At 59.8% G+C, this 24,419-nt stretch carries 18 protein-coding genes and 2 pseudogenes; 6 read left to right on the top strand and 14 right to left on the bottom strand.

Translation table 11 applies throughout. The annotated features are described in order from the left end of the window. Positions 1–7: 7 nt before the first annotated feature. On the top strand, positions 8–454 hold the full coding sequence (locus tag JZ00_RS19200; RefSeq protein ID WP_039592444.1) for a hypothetical protein: 447 nt from the start codon (positions 8–10) through the stop codon (positions 452–454). A 97-nt stretch (positions 455–551) separates the two neighbouring features. Here the strand turns inward: JZ00_RS19200 and JZ00_RS19205 are convergent, their stop codons facing one another. Further along, positions 552–1,427, bottom strand: a complete 876-nt coding sequence (locus JZ00_RS19205; RefSeq protein ID WP_039592443.1) for a LysR family transcriptional regulator — start codon at positions 1,425–1,427, stop codon at positions 552–554. A gap of 85 nt (positions 1,428–1,512) precedes the next feature. Here JZ00_RS19205 and JZ00_RS19210 point away from each other — a divergent pair, with 85 nt between their 5' ends. The 3 genes and pseudogenes from JZ00_RS19210 (at position 1,513) to JZ00_RS31545 (ending at position 3,590) form a co-directional block, all read left to right on the top strand. Continuing rightward, a complete protein-coding gene (locus JZ00_RS19210) occupies positions 1,513–2,442 on the top strand; it encodes a DMT family transporter (protein ID WP_039592442.1) in 930 nt (309 codons plus the stop codon). A gap of 87 nt (positions 2,443–2,529) precedes the next feature. After that, positions 2,530–3,225, top strand: coding sequence for a 7-cyano-7-deazaguanine synthase QueC (gene queC / locus JZ00_RS19215; RefSeq protein ID WP_039592577.1), 696 nt, complete (start codon positions 2,530–2,532; stop codon positions 3,223–3,225). Positions 3,226–3,336: 111 nt separating this feature from the next. Next, positions 3,337–3,590: pseudogene (locus JZ00_RS31545) on the top strand (hypothetical protein). An 86-nt stretch (positions 3,591–3,676) separates the two neighbouring features. Here the strand turns inward: JZ00_RS31545 and JZ00_RS19220 are convergent. The 4 genes from JZ00_RS19220 to JZ00_RS19240 all read right to left on the bottom strand — a co-directional run bounded on the left by JZ00_RS19220 (position 3,677) and on the right by JZ00_RS19240 (position 7,757). After that, complete coding sequence (locus tag JZ00_RS19220; RefSeq protein WP_039592441.1) at positions 3,677–4,066, bottom strand: hypothetical protein; 390 nt, start codon at positions 4,064–4,066, stop codon at positions 3,677–3,679. Positions 4,067–5,431: 1,365 nt separating this feature from the next. Then, on the bottom strand, positions 5,432–5,821 hold the full coding sequence (locus JZ00_RS19230) for a hypothetical protein (RefSeq protein ID WP_039592440.1): 390 nt from the start codon (positions 5,819–5,821) through the stop codon (positions 5,432–5,434). After that, positions 5,818–7,227: a PAAR domain-containing protein gene (locus JZ00_RS19235; protein ID WP_039592439.1), complete on the bottom strand. Its 1,410-nt coding sequence runs from the start codon at positions 7,225–7,227 to the stop codon at positions 5,818–5,820. Before JZ00_RS19235 ends, JZ00_RS19230 begins: the two co-directional genes overlap by 4 nt. Then, entirely contained in the window at positions 7,224–7,757 is a 534-nt protein-coding gene (locus JZ00_RS19240; protein WP_039592438.1) for a hypothetical protein, read from the bottom strand. Before JZ00_RS19240 ends, JZ00_RS19235 begins: the two co-directional genes overlap by 4 nt. Positions 7,758–8,228: 471 nt before the next feature. On the opposite strand from JZ00_RS19240, the gene JZ00_RS19245 reads away from it, so the two are divergent. Further along, positions 8,229–8,714, top strand: a complete 486-nt coding sequence (locus JZ00_RS19245; RefSeq protein ID WP_052742359.1) for an alpha/beta fold hydrolase — start codon at positions 8,229–8,231, stop codon at positions 8,712–8,714. Between the two features lie 145 nt (positions 8,715–8,859). On the opposite strand, the pseudogene JZ00_RS31555 reads toward JZ00_RS19245, so the two are convergent. Both JZ00_RS31555 and JZ00_RS19250 read right to left on the bottom strand, forming a co-directional pair. After that, positions 8,860–9,100, bottom strand: a pseudogene (locus JZ00_RS31555) (addiction module antidote protein). Between the two features lie 28 nt (positions 9,101–9,128). Next, on the bottom strand, positions 9,129–10,022 hold the full coding sequence (locus JZ00_RS19250; protein WP_039592437.1) for a LysR family transcriptional regulator: 894 nt from the start codon (positions 10,020–10,022) through the stop codon (positions 9,129–9,131). A gap of 153 nt (positions 10,023–10,175) precedes the next feature. Between JZ00_RS19250 and JZ00_RS19255 the strand changes: the two genes are divergently transcribed. Beyond that, on the top strand, positions 10,176–11,417 hold the full coding sequence (locus tag JZ00_RS19255; RefSeq protein ID WP_411829959.1) for an MFS transporter: 1,242 nt from the start codon (positions 10,176–10,178) through the stop codon (positions 11,415–11,417). 48 nt (positions 11,418–11,465) lie between these two features. Here the strand turns inward: JZ00_RS19255 and hemE are convergent, their stop codons facing one another. The 7 genes from hemE to pilQ form a co-directional block, all read right to left on the bottom strand. Further along, complete coding sequence (gene hemE, locus JZ00_RS19260; protein WP_039592435.1) at positions 11,466–12,533, bottom strand: uroporphyrinogen decarboxylase; 1,068 nt, start codon at positions 12,531–12,533, stop codon at positions 11,466–11,468. Between the two features lie 186 nt (positions 12,534–12,719). Further along, positions 12,720–14,138, bottom strand: a complete 1,419-nt coding sequence (locus tag JZ00_RS19265) for an FAD-dependent oxidoreductase (protein ID WP_039592434.1) — start codon at positions 14,136–14,138, stop codon at positions 12,720–12,722. Between the two features lie 33 nt (positions 14,139–14,171). Then, positions 14,172–18,620 carry a glutamate synthase large subunit gene (gltB, locus tag JZ00_RS19270; RefSeq protein WP_039592433.1) on the bottom strand — a complete coding sequence of 1,483 codons (4,449 nt, stop codon included), beginning with the start codon at positions 18,618–18,620 and terminating at the stop codon, positions 14,172–14,174. A 350-nt stretch (positions 18,621–18,970) separates the two neighbouring features. Further along, positions 18,971–20,557, bottom strand: coding sequence for an AAA family ATPase (locus JZ00_RS19275; RefSeq protein ID WP_039592432.1), 1,587 nt, complete (start codon positions 20,555–20,557; stop codon positions 18,971–18,973). A 10-nt stretch (positions 20,558–20,567) separates the two neighbouring features. After that, positions 20,568–21,668 (bottom strand): 3-dehydroquinate synthase, encoded by a 1,101-nt coding sequence (gene aroB / locus JZ00_RS19280; RefSeq protein WP_039592431.1) that lies wholly within the window; start codon positions 21,666–21,668, stop codon positions 20,568–20,570. Positions 21,669–21,815: 147 nt separating this feature from the next. After that, on the bottom strand, positions 21,816–22,334 hold the full coding sequence (gene aroK / locus JZ00_RS19285) for a shikimate kinase AroK (RefSeq protein WP_039592430.1): 519 nt from the start codon (positions 22,332–22,334) through the stop codon (positions 21,816–21,818). 4 nt (positions 22,335–22,338) lie between these two features. Beyond that, positions 22,339–24,411, bottom strand: a complete 2,073-nt coding sequence (pilQ, locus tag JZ00_RS19290; protein ID WP_039592429.1) for a type IV pilus secretin PilQ — start codon at positions 24,409–24,411, stop codon at positions 22,339–22,341. Between the last annotated feature and the right edge of the window lie 8 nt (positions 24,412–24,419).

Below are 24,419 nucleotides of genomic sequence, written 5' to 3' on the forward strand. Positions count from 1 at the left end.
GACCATGATGCCGTTCAAGAAAATCGCCGTGACCGCCGCCCTGCTGCTCGGCACCCTGCCAAGCCTCAGCCAGGCCCGTGATACCGCGCTATTCCTGCCGTTCGACAAAGTGGTCGCCGAAGCCATCCGCACCGGCAAGATCGACGGCAGCGTGAAATTCTACCTGGCCGGCCACAAACCTGCCGGCAACGTCACGGTGGTCAGCCCGGGCGCGGTGACCAACAAGAAAACCAACGCCTTCAACAAGTCCGATGAAGCGGCCTGCGAGTGGGTGCTGCAATCAGCCCTGATCAGCCTGCACGAAGCCGCGAAGAACGCCGGCGCCAACGCCGTCACGAACATCGTCAGCTTCTACAAGCGCAACGAGCGCAAGGACCCGACGACCTACGAATGCCACGCTGGGGCGATCATGGCGGGTGTTGCGTTGAAAGGGGATTTGGCGAAGGTGCAGTAGTCGATTAATCATCAAACCATTGTGGGAGGGAGGCCGGCAATTTCCCTGTGGCGAGGGAGCTGTCTCCCGCTGGGCTGCGCAGCAGTCCCACAACAACCTAGTTGTCCCCTCCTTCGAACTCCCTCTCCAACATCGCCAAAAAGGCCTCCCTGGCCGGATGGCGTCCAGCGTTTTCATTCCAATAAAACAGATTGTCCACTCCCGCCAATTCCGGAAATTCGTACCCTGTCCAACCGGCCCCCTGGCGATACCGCTCATAAATGCCCCTGGGAACGAGCGACACACCAGCCCCGGCACTGACACACCCGACGATAGCGCCATAGCTGGCGATGCTGGTGATCGGCTGCGCCTGCCCCTGGCGCAGCAGCCACTGCTCCAGTGCCAGGCGGTACGGACAACCGACAGGCCACATGAAAATCGCCAGGCCTTGCAAATCCGCCGCACTGCGCAGCGGACCAAGCGAATCGGCAGCAATGAGCACCAGATCCTCACGGTACATCACCGCTCGCTTGAGCCCGGGCCGCTCCACGTCAACCGCGACAATTGCGCCATCGAGCCGGTGATGCGAGATATCGTCCAGCAGCTGAGCCCAGGTCCCGGTGCTCAGCTCCAATGACACCTGCGGGAACTGCGCATGATATCTGGCCAACAACTGGGGCAGGCGCCCGGTGGCGCTGGACTCGATCGCGCCAATGCGCAACGGCCCACTCGGAGCGTTGGAGGGTGCGATTGCTCGGCGAGCCTCTTCCGCCAGGCTGAGGATTCTCGTCGCATATTCCAGGAATATTTGCCCCGCCGGGCTGATTCGCAACCCACGTCCCTCGCGGAAAAACAACGACGTGCCGAGCTCTCGCTCCAACGACTTGAGGCGTGCAGTGATGTTGGACGGAACGCAGTGCAGCGTTTCAGCGGCGCGCGCGACGCTGCCGGTGTCGCAGACCGCTTTCAACATGCGCAGTTGGGACAGTTCCATTGCTCACCCAAAGTGAATGATTGGATGAGTTTAAGTCACTTGTGGTGATAGGCCACGTTTTCGATACTCCGAGGCAGGCACTTGGATGAAGACGCGGCTAATGCTCAACAAAGGTTCGAAACCATCAGCCGTAAAGGTGTCCCTGGCAGCAGCGTTCGTCATTGTGTGCTGGGCCTACTCACCGATTGGTATTCGCATCGGCCTTCAGGCATACGAACCCGGCCACCTGGCGTTGATGAGATTCCTCATCGCCTCGACGTTCATGGCCGCTGTGGCCTTGGCCAAGGGCATTTGCCTGCCTCGATTGAAGGACGTGCCGCTGCTCGCCCTGCTGGGTTTTTTCGCCGTCAGCCTGCATCACATCGCCCTCAACTACGGGCAGCGAGGTGTCAGCGCTGGCGCCGCCAGTGTCCTGGCCCAAACCACGCCGTTGTTCAGTGCGCTACTGGCGCGTTTCGTCTTCAAGAACAGTGTCAATGGTTGGCAGTGGATGTGCGTGTTGTTGGGGTTGGCGGGCGCTGCCGTAGTGGTCGCGGGAGATCGTGGTTTGGGTCAGATAAATGCCCATGGACTGCTGATCCTCCTGGCGGCATTGTCCTGGAGCTTGTATTTCGCCCTGCAAAAACGCCATTGCCATCGCTACGACGGCCTGACCATGGTCTGTTACACCGTCTGGTCGGGAACCGCGCTGTTATTCCTCTTCGCGCCCGGGCTGCTGAACGAGGCGAAACAAGCGCCCACTTCGGTGAATCTGGCCGTGCTGATGCTCGGCATCTTTCCCAGCGCGCTGGCGTACCTCGCCTGGGCATACGTCCTGGCCCACAGCGATGTGAGCCGAGCGTCCATGGCGCTTTACCTGATCCCGCCGACCGCCATGCTGATGGCCTCGATGATCCTGGCCGAACGTCCCTCGGCGATGGTCGTCGTCGGGACGGCCATCGTATTGACCAGCGTCCTTGCACTCAACCTTGCCCCCGCGAGGCAGCTAGCAAAACTCGGAAAGCGGAACACCTAATTTCCGAAACGTCCCACAACAAAGTCCTTGAAGTACGCGATACGGTCACATCCCAACCAAAAGCCGAGAATGCCAAGGATGAATGAAGTGACCAAGAAAGCCGTGATCGTTTTCAGCGGCGGCCAGGATTCCACCACCTGCCTGATCCACGCATTACCCCAGTACGACGAAATCCACTGCATCACCTTCGATTACGGCCAACGCCATCGCGCCGAGATTGAAGTGGCGAAGGACCTCGCCAAGCATTTTGGCGTGACGGCCCATAAAGTCCTGGACACCACGTTATTGAACGAACTGGCGGTCAGCAGCCTGACTCGCGCCAATATTCCGGTTCCCTCGGCGAACAGCAGCAAGGACGGCCCGCCTAATACATTCGTGCCGGGTCGCAATATTCTGTTTCTGACGTTGGCGTCGATCTATGCCTATCAAGTGGGGGCTGAAGCGGTGATCACCGGTGTGTGCGAAACGGATTTTTCAGGGTATCCGGATTGCCGGGACAGTTTTGTAAAAGCCATGAACATCGCGATCGAAACCGGCATGGATTACAAATTGCGCATCGAGACTCCGTTGATGTGGCTGAACAAGGCAGAGACCTGGGCCTTGGCGGATTATCACAACCAGCTGGAACTAGTGATGAACCGTACGCTGACTTGTTATAACGGCGTGGTGGGCAGTGGGTGCGGGGGCTGTGATGCTTGCAGTCTTCGCGCAGGAGGGCTGAAGGCTTTTACTGAAAATAGGGAAAGGGTTAGCAAGACACTAAAAAATAAAATAAATATATAAAAAACACTTAGACCGATGGCCATCAAATTGACGGCCATCCTCTTCAGGCAGGCGAGCCCCGACGATTCATCAAATAATCAACGCCAACTCAACAATCAAGAGGGTTTCGTCATGAAAAGATACAGGCCCGTCACCGGTACCGAGTGCATCATCGCTTCGTTATTGATCGACATAGAAGCACCGCTGGACGTCTTGCACGAAACCGCGTGCCGACCGCATTCGCGCCGCCACCCAGTTTCTTGAAACCTGGCATTCGAAGGGGGGCCTATAGCGAATTGGCTCGTGTGCTGGTGGTTTCATTGCGCGAAGACTGCGATTTGCTGGATGTCGTGGGGCGCCGCTTGCAGTCGCAGGTTGCAACTTGACAAAGAAAAAGGCGCCTTGCGGCGCCCTTCGGAAACGCGGCTCCTATATCAGGGGAACATAGCAGTGTCGTTATACTTGCGAAGAATTACCTAAACTTGATCAGCACAGCTGCAATTATCATCCAGACCAAGCTAAAGATCATAAGTGTAAAATCAACGATCAAAAGACGTTTCAAGCCTGCCGGAAAGATTGCGTAATCGGATGAGTCCAAGTCGCCGAGGCGAATGTGCGTTTTGGGCATCATAATCATCGCCGTGTTTTTCGTTATTTCCATGACAGACCAAATCCAACCGCGCCTCCCCAGACACGGCCCCCAGAGATAAATATAACCACTGTTTTTCAGTGCATCTTTTAAAGCATTCAAACGACAATGACCGAGATACACACAGCATATAACTCCCGCAACTACAAAAAGCGCCCAGCCACCGGCAATAACTAGGGCAAGCCATGGAGGCCAAGTATCGATACTGTTCATGGATGTGTAACCTCATAAAATTTATCGCCTGTATATTCGCCAGCCTTACCGCCGTAAGTTGCCCCCATCCATCCACCCGTACCTACCAATGCTGCGACACAGATAACGCCTCCGACGCCTGTCGAGACGCCAAGAGCCAGGCACATCGAAGCGCCGGCAACTTTGCCGATCCTTCCTCCCACCGCGCCACCCGCAGTGGACAAGCAGAATTTTCCGCTCTCGGTAACCTGACCCGCTCACAAGCCTCCTCTGCCCCCCCATTGCACACAGCCTGAACCGCCAACACCGAAGACACCCCACCAATCCCAATCCCGACATACCCGCCCATCTGCATATATCTCGCAGCACGACTGGTGCTTTCCACATGCGTGGCGTACCCCGGTATCTGCCCCGGCGCACCGCGCGTTGTTTCAGTGGTGCACCAAGCTGCCGCTGGAGATGTCAATGGCTGGAAGTCATCTAAGCTTTACCAATAGCGCTCCGAACTTCGCGGACGAGCTGTCCGTTATTCATCTAGCGTTGATGGATTATTCGAACTGGATCAACACGGCTACGACTGCCATCCAGGCGAGGCCGATATAGATTATCGTCATCTCAATTAATAGGAGGCGTTTCAAATAACGAGGGAAGTTCTCGATATCAACAGGGTCTACCTCCCCGATAGCGATTGATGCTCTAGGCCAAAGCACCATTCCGGCAATTTTTCCTATCTCTAAGAGCGACCAAACCACCCCCCGCCTCCCCAGGCTCGGCCCCCAGAGATAAATATAGTGGCTGTTCTTCAAGGCCTCCTTTATCGCATCCAGATGGCGTTGGCTCAGGTATAGACCGAATACCGCCCCTACAAAGCTCAATAGGATCGGGCCCCCATTCAAAATGAGGAGGCCCCATACAGGCCACCCGCTGATCAAGGCTCTATAACGTCATACAATAACTCACCGATGGCCTCCCCCCTTTGACCGCCCACCGTTGTGCCTGCCCATGAGCCGGCTGCCACCACAGTCGCAATACAAATAACGCCTCCAACACCGGTAGTAACTCCAAGCGCCAAGCAAACAGCGCCACTCGCCGCACAAGCGCCTATCCCCCCAGCTACCCCGCGGAAAGTAGACCCAACAAATTTCCCTCCCTCAGTAAACCTGGCCCGCTCACAAGCTTTCTCTGAACCCCCGTTGCAAACAGCCTGAACCGCCAGTACCGAAGAAACCCCACCAATCCCAATCCCGACATACCCACCCATCTGCATATATTTCGCTGCACGACTGATGCTCTCCACATGCGAGGCATACCCCGGTATCTGCCCCGGCGCGCCAGCCTTGTTCCAGTGATGAACCAGACAACGGCTGGAGACGCCAATGGCTGGAATCATCTAAGCCTTACCAATAGTGCCCCGAGCATTATCCCAATCGACGCAACAAGCATCATCGCCACATAAATGTTCAGAAGTCGTTTCAGATGGAGCGGAAAGTTCTCGATATCGCCAGCGCTTACATCCCCAAGTTGAACGTATGCCCCTGGCCAAGTGACCATTCCGGCAATTTTGTTGACCAGCACCCATCCTCCGAACCGACCCTGTCTCCGCCATGCGGCCCCCCAAGTAGAGACATAACTGCCGTTGCGCAAAGCCTGCATCATAGAGTCCAGATGTCGATGACCTAGGTACAGGTTGAATACGACACAAAAAAAGGCCAGCAGATGCGGACTGCCAACAACAATGACAACAACCCAGGGCGACCAACTATCAATGCGAATCACGGTTGGGTACTCTCAAAAATAATCTCACCTATTGCCTCGCCCCCTATTCCGCCACCAGTCGTCCCTGCCCATGCGCCGGCCGCAACCACCGCCGCAACACAAACAACTCCCCCAATCCCCGTAGAAACACCAAGTGCAAGGCAAACGGGAGCACTCGCCCAAGAAGCAAGCCCCCCTATAGCTATTCCTCCCGTAGTCGATCCAACAAACTTCCCTCCCTCGGTAAACCTGACCCGCTCACAAGCCTCCTCAGAGCCCCCGTTACACACAGCCTGAACCGCCAGCAACGAAGACACCCCACCAATCCCAATCCCGACATACCCGCCCATCTGCATATATTTCGCAGCACGACTGGTGCTTTCCACATGCGAGGCATACCCCGGTATCTGCCCCGGCGCGCCAGCCTTGTTCCAGTGATGAACCAGACTGCGATTCGAAATGCCGAGGGCAGTCTTCAGCTTGGGGTGGTCGCCCAGTGTCGTATGGCCGCGCAGGCGGGTGGAGTTCAGCAAATGAGCATCCAATTGGGCGAGCAGAAGTTTGCGCTCGGTAAAAAACTGCGTTGACTTGAGATGGCCGTGCTGGCGATAGCTGTCCTGATGCAAGCGCTCCATGGCTTGCAGGGTGTCGCGCAGGCTGGTCAGGTGTTTTTCCATCACCACGGCGCTGACACCGAGCCAGGTCGAGGTCTGGCCGGTGAAGCTGGCAATCTCGGCCGCGTAGCGGTGCATGAAGTCGGCTTGTTCGGCTGTCAGGTCTTCGAGCGCAGCATTCACCGTTTCCGCTGCCGCCATCACCTGAGCTTCTTCGCGGGTGCATTGCAGATTGTTCGGGTCGCTCAGCACGATCATCGAACCGGCTTTTACAACATCGCGGTGAGGGTTCAACGCTCGGAATTTGCGCATCACCTGCGGGTCGGGCGCGGGGAATAACGTGGCTTCCAAGGCTTCACGGCTCACGCTTTTAGGGACGACGAAGAAGCCCGGTTCCTGAGGCTCCAGGCGGGTGGATGCTCCGAACGGCAGTTGGCTTGAGGGGGTGAAGCTCGAATGCCGCGGTGCAATCGACGCGTCCACGGCGTGTTGAGAAGCCGGTTGAGCGGCGCGACTGGCTTGCGGTGCAGGGCTTCCGTTCTTGTAGCTGGCCGTGAATACGGAAGGTAGCAGGCGTGCGTTGCAGGGGCAGCCACTTTGGCTTTCCAGCGTACCTGCCATGAGCCGGCCATTGCTGGTCATGTGGGTTATACCGCCGATGATCCGATACGTTTTGCCATCCTTGCCGCACGTTACGCGGTCACCTTCACAGGCATGAAGGAGCCCGCCCAGGCTGAAGCTTGCGTCCCCATCCAGAACCTTCCCACCACAGGTGGTTTGGTCACCTAGCCCAATGTAGTAACCCCGGTTCATTGGATGGCATCCTTCGCCCCATCTGACCGCAGGCCGGCTCCCTGCGCCTGTTCAGTCCCGGGCAGGAAGTCATCCGCCAACGGCACGCCCTCACGGGCAATGAGCAACAACGCGCCTTGTGGCGTATTGATAATTTCATCGCCATTGCTCAGGACGCTGCCCACCAGCGCAACATGACAGTTGCCCTCGCCCGCGCCAGTGACGATCCGCGCAGTGCGGCCATCGGCATACACAACCTGATCGCCCTTGCACGCTGCGCTGACTTGGCGTCCGTCCGCCAACGGCAGTTCAAACGACGCCGAACCTCGCTGGATAACCCCGCCATCGCGAGTCTGGCTGCCTTCGGTGGCGACTCGGTAAATGGCGATCGGTGGATGAACCTGGGCGTACGCCTGTCGTCGGTGGACGATCGCTAACCCGTGTTCGTCGAAACCGGCAAGTTGCTGATCCGTGAAAGGTGAGTCGTCCAGGCGACGAAGATACTCAGCGGATGCTTCGTTGGTATAGGCGAGTTGCAGAGATGCGTGCATTTTTTCAAGGCTCCTACCCAGGGGTCGCTGTTCGCTTGGCCTCTGCCAAGTCGAACGAATTCAGAGCTATGAATAAAACGTTGTGGCGCGGGTAAGCCGCAATTACGAAGAAGAGGCATTTGGAGCGAAAAAGACGTTTCGCACAGGGAAGTATTCGTCTTCCTACATGCTTTGCGGTTCTGCTGCGCGATTTGCTCGAAAACGAGGCACTTACTGATACACCGCCTTCGGAGCAGGCTCGCACCCACATGGGTCTATAGAGTCTGCAAAGGTCATTTGCTTTTCGGATAACAGTCGCATCAGGAACCAATAGGGAACGCCCCAACGGAATGCGTGTTTTCCTAAAGTAAGAGGCGTTTTCCTTGCCGCTTGTCGGGACTGTCATCTTTGACAGTATCGCTGGAGTTCTCGATAGCTTCAGGCTCTCAGTGTCTGAAGCAGCGCCTTCATTTGGACGAGGCGCCGCCACTCATGCTTTTCATGAACACAAGCCGGCCCAAAGTGGATAAGAAACTGCAAAACACCATCGCTTGGTCGGGAACAGCTACAACGGGTTCCCAACCTTGTCCCCAGTTCACAGTGGACCCAGGCACAGTCCTCGTGGATGGCGTGTTGTTCAGGCATGAATCTGCAGATGTGAAGGGCAGATGTCTTCACTATCTGATTGGCGGAGACGGTGAATACCCGGTCTTGCTGGCGCATGGTTTCTCCAACAGGCGGCTTGACTGGAAAATACTGCTGCAGCCATTGGTGCGGGTTGGATTTACGCCCATCGTTCTAGACTACAGTGGGGCTGGCGAAACTGCGGTTTGGGAAAGTGGCGATGGCAAAAAAGACATGATCTGCGAGCTACACGAACTCGTAACTCTTCTAAATATCAAGCAGGTCAATATCGTTGCTCATACAAACACAGGCGACCGGCGAGGCAATTCTGGCGCGCTCGACGAAACGAAATAACGGAGGTCCATGTTCAATCTCCCCCGCCCATGCAGATGCGGTATAGGAACCAAAAGCTGGAGAGGCTAACGAGGCCTGAACGAAGAAGGGCGCCTTTCGGCGCCCTTCTTGAGCGACTCGGCAGGAGGCTCCCATGCTGTCCCGTTCAGGTACTGGCATGCAATTTCAAACCCAACGCTTTTACTGCTTTCAAAATGCTACCAAATTCAGGGTTTTCCTTCGCCCGACAAGGCTCGGTAAAGATTCTCCCTGGACAACCGGGCGTCACGGGCCACTTGCGACATTCCACGAGCCCGCGCAGTGGCCAGCCGGAAAAGGTAGAACTTCGAATAATCTCCGTCATGCGCGCGGTGTAGCTTTTGCGCTACACACGCAAAGCTCTGCATCACCTCAAGCGTCATCCCAACCAAGCCCCTACACCGCCACCCCACCCGTCAACAACGCCACAAACGCCTTCGCCATGGGCGACCGCTGGTCCTTGCGCTGTACCAGCCACACCGCCGAAACCGCCGCCGGATCGAGCAGCGGTCGGTACACCACACCATCGATACGCATCCGCTGATACGACGCCGGCAGTACCGAGACGCCCAGCCCTGCCGCGACCAAACCAATAATGGTCATGGCTTCGCCGGCTTCCTGGGCGAAATGCGGGCTGAAGCCGGCGTCGCGGGCCAGGTTGAGGAGTTGCGCGTAGAGGCCGCTGCCGTAGCTGCGAGGGAAAAACACGAATGGCTCCTGGGCCAAGGCCGAGAGAAACAGGCCGTCTTCGTTGCCTTGGGCCAAGGGATGCTTGGCGCTGAGCACGGCCACCAGCGGTTCGCGGCTGAGTTCGATTTCGGTCAAGGTGTCGGGCAGCGGCAACGGTCGCATAATGCCCACCTCGATCACTTCGTCCATCAACGCGTCCGCGACTTGGGTACTGCTCATTTCTCGGAGGTTCAGGTGAACGGCGGGAAAGCGCTGGCGAAAGGTAAAAATCGCCTGGGGGATCGTGGAGTTGAAAGGCGCCGATGAGGTGAATCCGATCTTCAGCTCACCCAACTCTCCCAATTGCGCACGGCGGGCTACGTCGGCGGCTTTGTCGACCTGGGCCAATACCCGTCGCGCCTCTTCCAGGAACAACCGCCCGGCCTCGCTCAGTTCGACCCGACGGTTGGTGCGATCGAACAGCCGTGCGCCGATCTCTTGTTCCAACGCCTGGATCTGCTGGCTCAAGGGCGGCTGGGAAATGCCCAGCGCCAGCGCGGCGCGGCCGAAGTGCAATTCTTCGGCGACGGCGATGAAGTAGCGCAAATGCCGCAGTTCCATGGGAAAGCCTATAGGTCGTATAACGTCTTAAATAGGTCGAACAATATATTGGATAGAATCATTAGCTGGCTATATGCTTTTTCCCATTGCCTGCCTGGCCGTGCTCCTCCGAGGTCCATCGTGAAAACTGCTGCCGCCCCACTCGCCCATGAAATTCCTCCCCGTGCCCAGGATGATGTCGCCGCCGGATTGAAGGACATCTACATCGAGAAGGGCACGCCGATGTTCATGCGTACGGTGCTGGCGCTGTTCTGCGGAGGCTTTGCGACGTTTGCCCTGCTCTATTGCGTACAACCGATGATGCCGCTGCTGTCCAAGGAGTTTTCCATCAATGCGGCGCAGAGCAGCCTGATCCTTTCGGTGGCGACCGGACTGCTCGCCGTCGGCCTGTTGATCACCGGCCCGATTTCCGACCGAATCGGCCGTAAATCGGTGATGGTCGCGGCACTGTTCGCCGCGTCGGTGTGCACGATCGCCAGCGCGATGATGCCGACCTGGCAAGGCGTATTGCTGCTGCGCGCCTTGGTGGGGTTGTCGCTGAGCGGGTTGGCCGCGGTCGCAATGACCTACCTGAGCGAAGAGATTCACCCCAAGCACATCGGCCTGGCGATGGGCCTGTATATCGCCGGCAATGCCATCGGCGGCATGAGTGGTCGCCTGATCACGGGCGTATTGATCGACTTCGTCAGCTGGCACACAGCGATGTTGGTAATTGGTGGCCTGGCGCTGATCGCGGCGGCAGTGTTCTGGCGGATCCTCCCCGAATCACGCAATTTCCGTCCCCGCTCGCTGCACCCGCGCAGCTTGCTGGACGGGTTCATCATGCACTTTCGCGACGCCGGGTTGCCGTTGCTGTTTCTCGAAGCCTTCGTATTGATGGGCGCGTTCGTGACGCTGTTCAACTACATCGGCTACCGCCTGCTGGCCGCGCCTTATCAGTTGGATCAGGCATTTGTCGGACTGCTTTCGGTGGTTTATCTGTCGGGGATCTACAGTTCGGCGAAAGTCGGTGCCATGGCTGACAAGCTCGGGCGCCGGAAAATGCTCTGGGCAACCATCGCGCTCATGTTGGCGGGGCTTGTCCTGACCCTGTTCACGCCGCTATGGCTGGTGATCATCGGCATGCTGGTGTTCACCTTCGGCTTCTTCGGCGCTCACTCAGTCGCCAGCAGCTGGATTGGCCGGCGTGCGCTCAAGGCAAAGGGGCAGGCTTCGTCGTTGTACTTGTTCAGCTACTACGCCGGTTCGAGTGTCGCCGGTACGGCGGGGGGCGTGGCGTGGCACCTGGGTGGTTGGAACGGAACCGGACTGTTCATCGGCTCGCTGCTGATCATCGCCCTATTGATCGCACTGAAGTTGGCCAAGTTGCCACCACTGGGCGAGATAAAAGCCTGAGATGCGTGGGCCAGTGGCGGGAGCGAGTCGGCTCGCTCCCGCTACGAGTCAGTCGTGGTATTGCGCCGACAACTCATGCACCGCCCGCAGGAATGCACCGGCGTGTTCCGGGTCGACTTCCGGCGTGATGCCATGGCCAAGGTTGAACACATGGCCGCTGCCCTTGCCGTAACTGGCCAGGATGCGCCCGACTTCAGCGCGAATGGCTTCAGGCTTGGCGTAGAGCACCGTTGGGTCCATGTTGCCTTGCAGGGCGACCTTGTGACCGACGCGCTCGCGAGCGTTGCCGATGTCGCAGGTCCAGTCCAGGCCCAGGGCGTCGGCACCGGACTCGGCGATGCTTTCCAGCCACAGCCCGCCGTTCTTGGTGAACAGGATCACCGGGACTTTGCGACCTTCCTGCTCGCGGATCAGGCCACTGACGATCTTGCGCATGTAGGCCAGGGAAAATTCCTGGTACGCCGCCGCCGACAGGTTGCCGCCCCAGGTATCAAAAATCTGCACCGCTTGGGCACCGGCCATGATCTGGCCGTTGAGATAGGACGTGACCGACTGCGCCAGCTTGTCCAACAACAGGTGCATGGCTTGCGGGTTGTCGTAGAGCATCGCCTTGGTCTTGCGGAAGTCCTTCGACGAGCCACCTTCGACCATGTAGGTCGCGAGCGTCCATGGGCTGCCGGAGAAGCCAATCAGCGGCACACGACCGTTGAGTTCACGGCGGATAGTGCTGACCGCGTCCATGACGTAGCCCAGGTCCTTCTGCGGATCGGGAATCGGCAGGGCCTCGATGTCGGCCAGGGTGCTGACGACTTTCTTGAAGCGCGGGCCTTCGCCGGTCTCGAAGTACAGGCCTTGGCCCATGGCGTCGGGGATGGTGAGGATGTCGGAGAACAGGATCGCCGCGTCCAGTTGCGGGTAGCGGTCCAGCGGCTGCATCGTGACTTCGCAGGCGAACTGCGGGTTCATGCACAGGCTCATGAAGTCACCGGCCTTGGCGCGGCTGGCGCGGTACTCCGGCAGATAGCGACCGGCCTGGCGCATCATCCACACGGGGGTGACGTCCACGGGTTGCTTGAGCAGGGCGCGAAGGAAGCGGTCGTTCTTCAGGGCAGTCATGTCGGCATCCGGAAAAAAAGTGCGGGCATTTTCTCAGAGCGCGACGCAAAAGGCACGGCAAGAGCCGTGCCTTTTATCTATCGGGGCAATTTGTCGCGGGGGAACGCAGTCTTCTAACACCTCAATGCAACTGTGGGAGCGGGCGTGCTCCCACCTGTTGGACTGCATTTCAGCTCGGGACCGCGGTCAGACCCCCAGGTAATCCAGGATCCCTTCCGCCGCATTGCGGCCTTCGAAGATCGCCGTCACCACCAGGTCGGAACCGCGGACCATGTCGCCACCGGCGAAGATCTTCGGGTTGCTGGTCTGGTGCTTGTACTGGCCCTGTTCCGGCGCCACGACGCGGCCCTGGCTGTCGGTCTGGATGCTGAATTGCTCGAACCACGGCGCCGGGCTCGGGCGGAAGCCGAAGGCGATGACCACGGCGTCGGCCGGGATGATCTCTTCGGAGCCCGGGATCGGCTCAGGGCTGCGGCGACCGCGGGCATCCGGTTCGCCGAGACGGGTCTCGACCACCTTCACACCTTCGACCTTGTCTTCACCGACGATGGCGATCGGCTGGCGGTTGTAGAGGAATTTAACGCCTTCTTCCTTGGCGTTCTTCACCTCTTTGCGCGAGCCGGGCATGTTCGCTTCGTCACGACGGTAGGCACAGGTCACCGACTTGGCGCCCTGGCGAATCGACGTGCGGTTGCAGTCCATCGCCGTGTCGCCACCGCCGAGCACCACGACCTTTTTACCCTTCATGTCGACGAAATCTTCCGGCGACTTTTCAAAGCCCAGGTTGCGGTTGACGTTGGCAATCAGGAAGTCCAGCGCGTCATAGACGCCCGGCAGGTCCTCGCCGGCAAAGCCGCCCTTCATGTAGGTGTAGGTGCCCATGCCCATGAATACGGCATCGTATTCTTCGAGCAGTTGCTCCATGGTCACGTCCTTGCCCACCTCGGTGTTCAGGCGGAACTCGATGCCCATGCCGGTGAAGACTTCGCGACGATTGCTCAGCACGGTCTTTTCCAGCTTGAACTCGGGGATGCCGAACGTCAGCAGGCCGCCGATCTCGGGGTTCTTGTCGAACACCACCGGGGTCACGCCACCACGTACCAGCACGTCGGCGCAGCCCAGGCCCGCCGGACCCGCGCCGATGATCGCCACGCGCTTACCGGTCGGCTTGACCTTGGACATGTCCGGGCGCCAGCCCATGGCAAACGCGGTGTCGGTGATGTATTTCTCCACCGAACCGATGGTGACCGCGCCGAAACCGTCGTTAAGGGTGCAAGCGCCTTCGCACAGGCGATCCTGCGGGCACACTCGACCGCAGACTTCCGGCAGGGTGTTGGTCTGGTGGGACAGCTCGGCGGCCTGGAGGATGTTGCCCTCGGCCACCAGCTTCAACCAGTTGGGAATGAAGTTGTGCACCGGGCACTTCCATTCGCAGTACGGGTTACCACAACCCAGGCAGCGGTGGGCCTGGTCGGCCGACTGCTGGGGTTTGAACGGCTCGTAGATTTCCACGAACTCTTTCTTGCGTTGACGCAACAGTTTCTTCTTCGGATCCTTGCGCCCGACATCGATGAACTGGAAGTCGTTATTCAGACGTTCAGCCATTGTTAAAACCTCATCAAACTCTTCAGGCGCATATCACTGCGGGTTGGCACGGGTGCTGGAAAGCAACGACTTCAGGTTGGCCGCCTTTGGCTTGACCAGCCAGAAACGACGCACGTAGTCATCGAGGTTCTCGGCGAGTTCACGACCCCACTCGCTGTCGGTTTCCTCGACGTACTCGTTCAGCACGCGTTGCAAGTGGCTGCGGTAGGCTTCCATCGCCTCGCCGCTGATCCGCTGGATTTCCACCAGTTCGTGGTTGACCCGGTCAACGAAGGTGTTGTCCTGGTCGAGCACGTAGGCGAAACCGCCCGTCATGCCGGAACCAAAGTTATAACCGGTCTTGCCCAATACGCAGACGAAACCACCGGTCATGTATTCGCAGCAGTGATCGCCGGTGCCTTCCACTACCGTGTGGGCGCCGGAGTTACGCACCGCAAAACGCTCGCCCGCAGTGCCGGCGGCGAACAACTTGCCGCCCGTGGCGCCGTAGAGGCAGGTGTTGCCGATGATGGCACTGTCCTGGGTCCGGTAGACACTGCCCTTGGGCGGAACGATAACCAGCTTGCCGCCGGTCATGCCCTTGCCCACGTAGTCGTTCGCGTCGCCTTCCAGGTACATGTTCAGGCCGCCAGCGTTCCAGACGCCGAAGCTCTGCCCGGCCGTGCCCTTGAAGCGGAAGGTGATCGGTGCATGGGCCATGCCTTGGTTGCCATGCTTGCGGGCGATTTCACCGGAGATCCGCGCGCCGATGGAACGGTCGCAGTTGCAGATATCCAGGGTGAACTCGGCCCCGCTCAGGTCGTTGATCGCCGCAGCGGCCATGTCGACCATCTTCTCGGCCAACTCACCCTTGTCGAACGGCGGGTTGCGGTCGACATGGCAGAACTGAGGCTTGTCCGCCGGAATCAGATCGCTGCCCAGCAACGGGGTCAGGTCCAAGTGATGCTGCTTGGCGGTCTGGCCTTCGATCACTTCCAGCAGGTCGGTACGGCCGATCAGTTCTTCGAGCGAGCGCACGCCCAGCTTCGCCAGCCACTCACGGGTTTCTTCGGCCACGTAGGTGAAGAAGTTCACCACCATGTCGACGGTACCGATGTAATGATCCTTGCGCAGCTTGTCGTTCTGGGTCGCCACGCCGGTGGCGCAGTTGTTCAGGTGGCAGATGCGCAGGTATTTGCAGCCCAGGGCGATCATCGGCGCGGTGCCGAAACCGAAGCTCTCGGCGCCGAGGATGGCAGCCTTGATCACGTCCAGGCCGGTCTTCAGGCCACCGTCGGTCTGCACCCGGACTTTGCCGCGCAAGTCGTTGCCGCGCAGAGTCTGGTGGGTTTCGGCCAGGCCCAATTCCCACGGTGCGCCGGCGTACTTGATCGAGGTCAGCGGCGATGCACCTGTGCCGCCGTCGTAGCCGGAGATGGTGATCAGGTCGGCATAGGCCTTGGCCACGCCAGCGGCAATGGTACCAACGCCGGCTTCCGCCACCAGTTTCACCGAGACCAGCGCCTGGGGGTTGACCTGCTTGAGGTCGAAGATCAGTTGCGACAAATCTTCGATCGAGTAGATGTCATGGTGTGGCGGTGGCGAGATCAGGGTCACGCCGGGCACCGCATAACGAAGCTTGGCGATCAGGCCGTTGACCTTGCCACCAGGCAGCTGCCCACCTTCGCCGGGCTTGGCGCCCTGGGCCACCTTGATCTGCAGCACCTCGGCGTTGACCAGGTATTCCGGCGTCACACCGAAGCGGCCGGTTGCCACCTGCTTGATTTTCGAACTCTTGATGGTGCCGTAGCGCGCCGGGTCTTCGCCGCCTTCGCCGGAGTTGGAACGCGCACCGAGGCGGTTCATGGCTTCGGCCAGGGCTTCGTGGGCTTCCGGGGACAACGCACCGAGGGAAATACCGGCCGAATCGAAGCGCTTGAGCACCGATTCCAACGGCTCCACTTCATTGATGTCCAGCGGCGTGTCGAGGATCTTGACCTTGAGCAGGTCGCGGATCATCGACACCGGACGGTTGTCCACCAGCGCGGTGTATTCCTTGAACTTGCTGTAGTCCCCCTGCTGCACGGCGGCCTGCAAGGTATTGACCACGTCCGGGTTGTAGGCGTGATATTCGCCACCGTGGACGAACTTCAGCAGGCCGCCCTGCTGGATCGGCTTTCGCGGGCTCCAGGCTTCGGCGGCGAGGGCTTTCTGCTCGGCTTCGATGTCGACGAAACGGGCACCCTTGATACGGCTCGGCACGCCACGGAAGCTCAGCTCGCAGACTTCCTCGGACAGGCCGATGGCTTCGAACAATTGCGCGCCACGGTACGAGGCGATGGTCGAGATGCCCATCTTCGACAGGATCTTGAGCAGGCCCTTGGTGATGCCCTTGCGGTAGTTCTTGAACACCTCGTAGAGGTCGCCCAGCACTTCACCGGTACGGATCAGGTCGCCCAGCACTTCGTAGGCCAGGAACGGATAGACCGCCGAAGCACCGAAGCCGATCAGCACCGCAAAATGATGCGGATCGCGTGCGGTAGCGGTTTCCACCAGGATGTTGGAGTCGCAGCGCAGGCCTTTTTCGGTCAGGCGATGGTGTACCGCGCCAGTGGCAAGCGAGGCGTGGACCGGCAGCTTGCCCGGGGCGATGTGACGGTCGGTCAGGACGATCTGGGTACGACCGGCGCGCGCCGCTTCTTCAGCCTGGTCGGCAATGTTACGGATCGCCGCTTCCAGGCCGACGCTTTCGTCGTAGTTAAGGTCGATGACCTGACGCTCGAAACCGGGACGATCGAGATTGGTCAGCGAGCGCCACTTGGCCGGGGAAATGACCGGTGAGCTGAGGATCACCCGCGAGGCGTGCTCCGGCGACTCCTGGAAAATGTTGCGCTCGGCACCGAGGCAGATTTCCAGGGACATCACGATCGCTTCGCGCAGCGGGTCGATAGGCGGGTTGGTCACCTGGGCGAACTGCTGGCGGAAATAGTCGTACGGCGTGCGCACGCGCTGGGACAGCACGGCCATCGGGGTGTCGTCGCCCATGGAGCCGACCGCTTCGTAGCCCTGCTCGCCCAACGGACGCAGCACCTGGTCACGCTCTTCGAACGTCACCTGGTACATCTTCATGTACTGCTTGAGTTGGTCGACGTCGTAGAAAGCCGAACCGTGGTCGTTGTCTTCCATGGTCGCCTGGATGCGCAGGGCATTCTTGCGCAGCCATTGCTTATACGGATGGCGGGACTTGAGGCGGTTGTCGATGGCGTCGGTGTCGAGGATCTGGCCGGTCTCGGTGTCTACGGCAAAGATCTGCCCCGGACCTACGCGGCCCTTGGCGATGACGTCCTGGGGCTGGTAGTTCCAGACACCGATTTCCGAGGCCAGGGTGATGAACCCATTGGTCGTGGTGACCCAGCGCGCCGGACGCAGGCCGTTACGGTCCAGCAGGCACACGGCGTAGCGACCGTCGGTCATGACGATACCGGCCGGGCCGTCCCACGGTTCCATGTGCATGGAGTTGTATTCGTAGAAGGCGCGCAGGTCCGGGTCCATGGTCTCGACGTTCTGCCAGGCTGGCGGAACGAGCATGCGCACGCCACGGAACAGGTCGATGCCACCGGTCACCATCAGCTCGAGCATGTTGTCCATGCTCGAAGAGTCCGAGCCGACGCGGTTGACCAGCGGGCCGAGTTCTTCGAGGTCCGGCATCAAGTCATTGGCGAACTTGGTGCGGCGGGCCAGGGCCCAGTTGCGGTTGCCGGTGATGGTGTTGATCTCGCCGTTGTGGGCGAGGAAGCGGAATGGCTGGGCCAGCGGCCATTTCGGCAAAGTGTTGGTGGAAAAGCGCTGGTGGAAGACGCAGATTGCGGTCTTCAGGCGCTCGTCGCTCAGGTCCGGATAGAAGGCGGTGAGGTCCGCCGGCATCATCAGGCCTTTATAGATGATGGTCTTGTGGGAAAAGCTGCAGATGTAGTGGTCGGTGTCGGCGGCGTTGGCCACCGACGAACGACGACGGGAGCTGAACAGCTTGATCGACATGTCCTGGTCGCTCAGGCCTTCGCCTGCGATGAACACCTGCTCGATCAGCGGCAGGCGCTCAAGGGCCAGGCGGCCGAGGACGCTGGTGTCGATCGGCACTTTGCGCCAGCCGACGAGCTGCAGGCCGGCGGCCAGGATCTCGCGGTTCATGTTCTCGCGAGCGGCTTGTGCCTTTACCGGGTCCTGATTGAAAAACACCATGCCCACGGCGTACTGCTTGGGCAAGGTCACGCCAAACGTTTCCTGGGCAATGGCACGCAGGAACTCGTCAGGCTTTTGAATCAGCAAGCCACAACCGTCACCGGTCTTGCCGTCGGCGTTGATCCCACCACGGTGGGTCATGCAGGTCAGGGCCTCAATGGCCGTTTGCAAAAGGGTATGGCTGGGCTCGCCCTGCATATGGGCTATCAGGCCGAAACCGCAGTTATCCTTGAATTCATCTGGTTGGTACAGACCTGCTTTCATAGACACTTTCTCACCAGGCTGCCTCTTGACGAGGCAAATTTCTTTTCAATTCAACCAGTTGCATTCCGCGCCGAACGTACGCCAGCTTTGCGGGGGCAAAAGGGAGGTCATTGTACACACCGACACAGGGGCTCACAAATTTGACGACGAACTGTCGCAAATCCATGTCGCATTTGTGAAAGGTTTAAAGCTATATGCTGTGCTAGTCAAAACTTTTTTGGGTTCGACCGCTACGACTCAAACGCTACTGTGACGCAGACACCACAAGGCGCGCGGCCTGAAAGGTCGCCCGCCCTTGCGGAAATTTTGAGGTTGCCGGGAGAGGCGGCCTGGGTAAGGCCGCCGAATCATCAGCGAGTTGCTGCCAGTTCCTGTTGGACGCTGGCGACAGTGCGAGGCCAAGGTTTACCAGCCTGAACCTTCGCTGGCAAGGTTTTGATGGCGGAAACGGCTGCATCACGGTTGGCAAAGCTGCCATAGGTGATCACATACAGCGGCTTGCCGTTGAGCACCTTCTTGAAATAACGGTACTCGCCGCCCTGTTCCTTGACGAAGTTCTGCGCTGCGGTTTCGGAGCTGGTGCCGAGGATCTGCACCACGTAGTTGCCTGGCGCCTGGCCGGCGTACCAGCTACTGCCAGCGGCCTTGGCCGGGGTAGCGGCAGGCTTGCTCGCCGGTGCGGGTGCCGTCGGCTTGGCCGCAGGTGCGGGAACCGGGGCAGGCTTGGCGGTGGCAACTTGAGTGGGCGCCGGGGTCGGCTTGGCGGCCGGAGCCGGTGCAGGTGTCGGCGCAGGACCGGCCGGAACGCCCGCAGGCGGTGCGGTGGTGGTCACGGTAGGCGGCACGTCGCTGGTGTCTTCGATCGGAGGCGGTGCACCGTCATCACCTTCTGTGATGCCCCCTGCGGCTTCGGCCAGGGGACCCCGCATGACCGGTTGCGAGTTGCCGACCAGCGGCAGCGGCATCGGCTGGGTATTGCCGGCGAATTCCACTGCCGGGGCGCCGCCGTTGGGTTGCGGCGTGCCCTGGCCGAGAGGCAACTGTGCCTGTTCGTTGGCAGGTGCGCCAGTGGTTGGTGCCTTGCTGCGACCCGGCATCAGCCAGGCGGCAGCCACCGCGACCACGACCACGGCGGAAATCGCCAATACGTGCTTCTTCGGCATCTTGAACCCCATACTTGGACGCTTCACCGCTGAGCGGCTGGCGATCATGATTTCGATCAGAGCATCCCGGGCGACCTGGTTGATGTTTCCTGGCCAGCCGTCGGAGCTTTCGTGAATCTCAGATATCTGATCCGCGGTGAAAAGTTCGATACCCCGGCCGGCGCCCTCAAGACGCTGGGCCAGGTATTCCCGGGTTTCTTCCTCGGTATAGGGCGCCAGTTCGATGACGTGGAAACGCTCTTCCTCAAGGTTCAGTTGCTCAAGGTCGGCGATCAGCGAAGACTCGCCGAACAAGAACACATGGGGACGGCCTTCGGGCGCACCGGCAGCCAGGGCCAACAGGGCTTCCAAGGCTGATTCGTCGAGTTGCTCGGCATCGTCCACCAACAGATAGACTTCCTGCCCCGTCAACGCCAACTGCACGATCTGGTCGAGAATCGCACCGATTTCCGCCTGGTCGACATTCAGCGCCTGGGCGACCTGACGCAATACGCCGGCTGCGTCGCCAGCGCCACGGGCCGATACCACCACGCTTTGCACGGATTGCTTGTTGGTGCTGGCCACCAGGGCCTGGCGCAGCAAGGTCTTGCCGCTGCCCTGGGGGCCAGTGACGACCAACAGCAACTGGCTGTAGCGCGCCAGGTGATGCAACTGCCCCAGCACCGGCTTGCGTTGGGCGGGGAAAAACTTGAAGCCCGGGACCCGCGGTGCAAAAGGGTCATGACTCAATTGGAAATGGCCGAGGAAAGCCTCGTCGGCATGCAAACTAGTCATCGGAATCTTATTAACCTTTAAGCTGAGCCAGGGCGCGATAATCCGCTCCCAGCGTGGCCTGTAGAACTTCTTTCGGATAATCGTCGGTCACCACCGCTTCGCCCATGTGGCGCAGCAGCACCAGGCGCAGGCGACCGTCGATCACTTTTTTGTCGATTGCCATGTGTTCAAGGAAATCCGCCTCGCTCATTTCTTCAGGCGGCACCACCGGCAACCCGGCACGCTGGAACAGGCGGATCCCACGATCGCGCTCCTGCTCACTGATCCAGCCCAGGCGCGCAGACATCTCCAGGGCCATGACCGTACCTGCCGCAACCGCCTCGCCATGCAGCCAGACACCATAGCCCATGTGGGTTTCGATGGCATGGCCAAAGGTGTGGCCCAGGTTCAGCGTGGCACGTACACCTGACTCCCGTTCATCGGCACCGACCACGGCGGCCTTGGCGGCGCAGGAACGTTCGATGGCGTAGGTCAGGGCCGCCTGATCCAGCGCACGCAGGCGGTCGACGTTGTCTTCGAGCCAGCCCAGGAACGGCTCGTCGCAGATCAGGCCGTACTTGATGACCTCGGCCAGCCCTGCGGACAGCTCGCGCGCCGGCAGGGTCTTGAGCGTCGCAGTGTCGATCAGCACCACGTTGGGCTGGTAGAACGCGCCCACCATGTTCTTGCCCAACGGATGGTTGATACCGGTCTTGCCGCCTACCGACGAGTCGACCTGAGAGAGCAGCGTGGTGGGTATCTGAATGAAATCGACACCGCGCTGATAGCAAGCCGCGGCAAAGCCGGCCATGTCGCCGATCACGCCGCCACCCAGGGCAACCACGGTGGTGCGGCGGTCGTGCCGGGCGGTCAGCAGACCGTCGAAAATCAACTGCAGGGTTTCCCAGTTCTTGAAGGCCTCGCCGTCCGGCAACACGACGGAAATGACCGAATAAGCCGACAGGCTACGAGCCAGGCGTTCCAGATACAAAGGGGCGACGGTTTCGTTGGAGATGATTGCGACTTGCCGCCCGGCGATGTGCGGTGCCAGCAGTTCGGGCTGGTCCAGCAAGCCCTCGCCAATATGAATCGGGTAGCTGCGCTCGCCCAGGTCGACCTTAAGTGTCTGCATGTGTCCCCACGGTGAAGATGAAATCAGGCGTCCTGCCTGCAATTGACAAAATTCCACGGTGCCTGCTGTGGCGCCAGTTAATGGCCATCCGCCACGCCCATACGGGCCAAGGCGGGACGCCGAGGATAGCGCATTTCGCGCCGCGCATTAACGGGGGGGCAATTGTTGCAGTCGATCGAGGATTTCCAGCACCACCATCCGTGGCGGCCGCTCGTCGGTTTCGATGACCAGGTCGGCGATTTCCCGATACAAAGGGTCACGCACCTCCAGCAGATCCCGCAGGGTCTTGGCCGGATCGGCGGTTCGCAGCAGTGGCCGGTTGCGATCGCGGGCGGTACGGCCGACCTGCTGTTCGACCGAAGCATGCAGGTAGACCACTCGTCCGCCGGCGTGCAGTGCCCGACGATTGGCTTCGCGCATCACCGCGCCGCCGCCGGTCGCCAACACCACGCCGTCGAAACCGCACAGCTCGGCAATCATCGCCTGCTCACGGTCCCGAAAGCCCGGCTCGCCTTCCTTATCGAAGATCCATGGGATATTGGCACCCGTGCGCAATTCAATTTCCTTGTCGGAATCTTTGAAAGGCAGGCGCAGCTCTTTGGCCAGCAAACGACCGATGGTGCTTTTTCCAGCCCCCATCGGTCCAACAAGAATCAAATTTCGCACAGAATCAACGACTCACAGCAATCGCCTGGTTGTTCATGATACGCGGAGTGAGAAACACCAGCAGCTCGGATTTTTTCTCCGAGACTACATCACGCCGGAAAAGGCGGCCAAGATACGGCACATCGCCAAGAAATGGCACCTTATCTACAACCTTGCTCTGAGTATTTGAGAAAACGCCACCAATCACAATGGTCTCGCCGTCATTGACCAGCACCTTGGCGTTGACCTCGTTTTTCTTGATCGGCGGTACATCCTGGACCTTGTTCAGGTAATCCGGCTCATCCTTGGTGACCTTGACCTCCATGATGATGCGGTTGTCCGGGGTGATCTGCGGCGTAACCTCCAGCGACAACGAGGCTTCCTTGAACGACACCGAGGTGGCGCCGCTGGAGCTGGCTTCCTGGTAGGGAATCTCCGTGCCCTTGAGGATTTTCGCGGTCTCCTTGTCGGAGGTCACCACCTTGGGCTGGGAAACGATCTCGCCATTGCCGGTTTTTTCCATGGCCGTCAGTTCAAGGTCCAGCAGCACGTTGTCGGTGATGAAGGCGATGCCGATCCCGGACGTATTGCCTGATGCACCGAGGTCGACAAACGGTTGGTTGGTGCTGGTGCTGCCTGGCGTACCAATCGTAGTGGAGTCTCCAGTGGTCACACCGGAAGAATTCCAGTTGCCCTTGTTCTGTATCGAGCCACCCCAGCGCACGCCCAGGCTCTTGTCATAATCGACGTTGGCCTCGACGATCCGCGCCTCGATCATCACTTGGCGCACCGGGATGTCCAATTGCGCAACGATTCGGCGCAGCTCGTCGAGCCGGTCCTGGGTCTGGTAGGCGATGATATTGTTGGTTCGCTCATCAACCGTGATCGTGCCCCGTTCGTCCGCCTTCGCCTCGGCACTGGTGACCGACTGGAACAGCTTGGCGATGTCGGCGGCCTTGGCATAGTTGACCTGCAACAGCTCGCGCCTCAGCGGTGCCAGGTCGGCAATCTGCTTCTGGGATTCGAGCTCCTGGCGTTCGCGTGCCGCAATCTCGTCGGCGGGTGCTACCAGCAGGACATTGCCGACCTTGCGCTTGTCGAGCCCCTTGGTCTTGAGCACCAGATCCAGTGCCTGGTCCCACGGCACGTTCTGCAACCGCAGGGTGATGCCACCCTGCACGGTGTCGCTGGCCACCAGGTTCAGGTTGGTGAAATCGGCGATGAGTTGCAGCACCGAACGCACTTCGATGTCCTGGAAGTTGAGCGACAACTTCTCGCCGCTGTAGGCGGCGCGATCGCTGTTGCGTTTCTGCAAGTCCTCGACCGTCATCGGCCGGACGCTCACGGTCAACTTGTTGTCGGTCTGGTAGGTGGAATAGTCGAAGGTGCCGCTGGGTTCGATGCTGATGGTTGCGCGGTCGGAGCCGGCGCTGCCATTGACGAATTGCACCGGGGTGGCGAAATCCTTGACGTCCAGGCGTACCCGCAGGGGTTCGGGCAACTGGGTCCTGGGGAAATCAAGGATGATCTTGCCTTCGCGTTCCTGAATGTCCGGCGCAATGGACGGATCGGACAAGTCGATGACCACGTTGCCTTCGCCTTGTGTCCCGCGCTGGAAGTCCACCCCACGGATCGCCTTGCCTGCCGGCGCACTGGACCTGGTGAAGGACGGGGCGGATCCCGCCGGCTGCGGTGCCAGCGCGGCGGACCTGGCGGTCGCGCCCTTGCCCACTATCACGAAGAGGTTGTTGCCTTCGATCCGGGTGTCATAGGGCGCCAATTGGGTCAGGCCAATGATCAGCCGGGTACGATCGCCCGCCTCGACCACGGTGGCGCTGCGTGCATTGCCTCCTCCAAGATCGTGACTCTTGCGGGCCAGTTGGTTGGTTACCCCGGGCAGATCCAGCGCGATTCGGGCCGGCTGTTCAGTGGTATAGCCCCGGGGCGTGGGTGGCGGCCCATCGAAGCTGAGCTTCAGTTCCACGCGGTCCCCCGGCAACGCCGCAACGTCGAGTGTCTTCAGGCTGGCCCCAAGAACCATCGGCGACAACAGCGCTGTCCATAGCGAAATACCGAGGGCTGAAAAAATCCTGTTCATTATTCGAA

The organism is Pseudomonas frederiksbergensis (genome assembly GCF_000802155.2).
Taxonomy (GTDB): domain Bacteria; phylum Pseudomonadota; class Gammaproteobacteria; order Pseudomonadales; family Pseudomonadaceae; genus Aquipseudomonas; species Aquipseudomonas frederiksbergensis_A.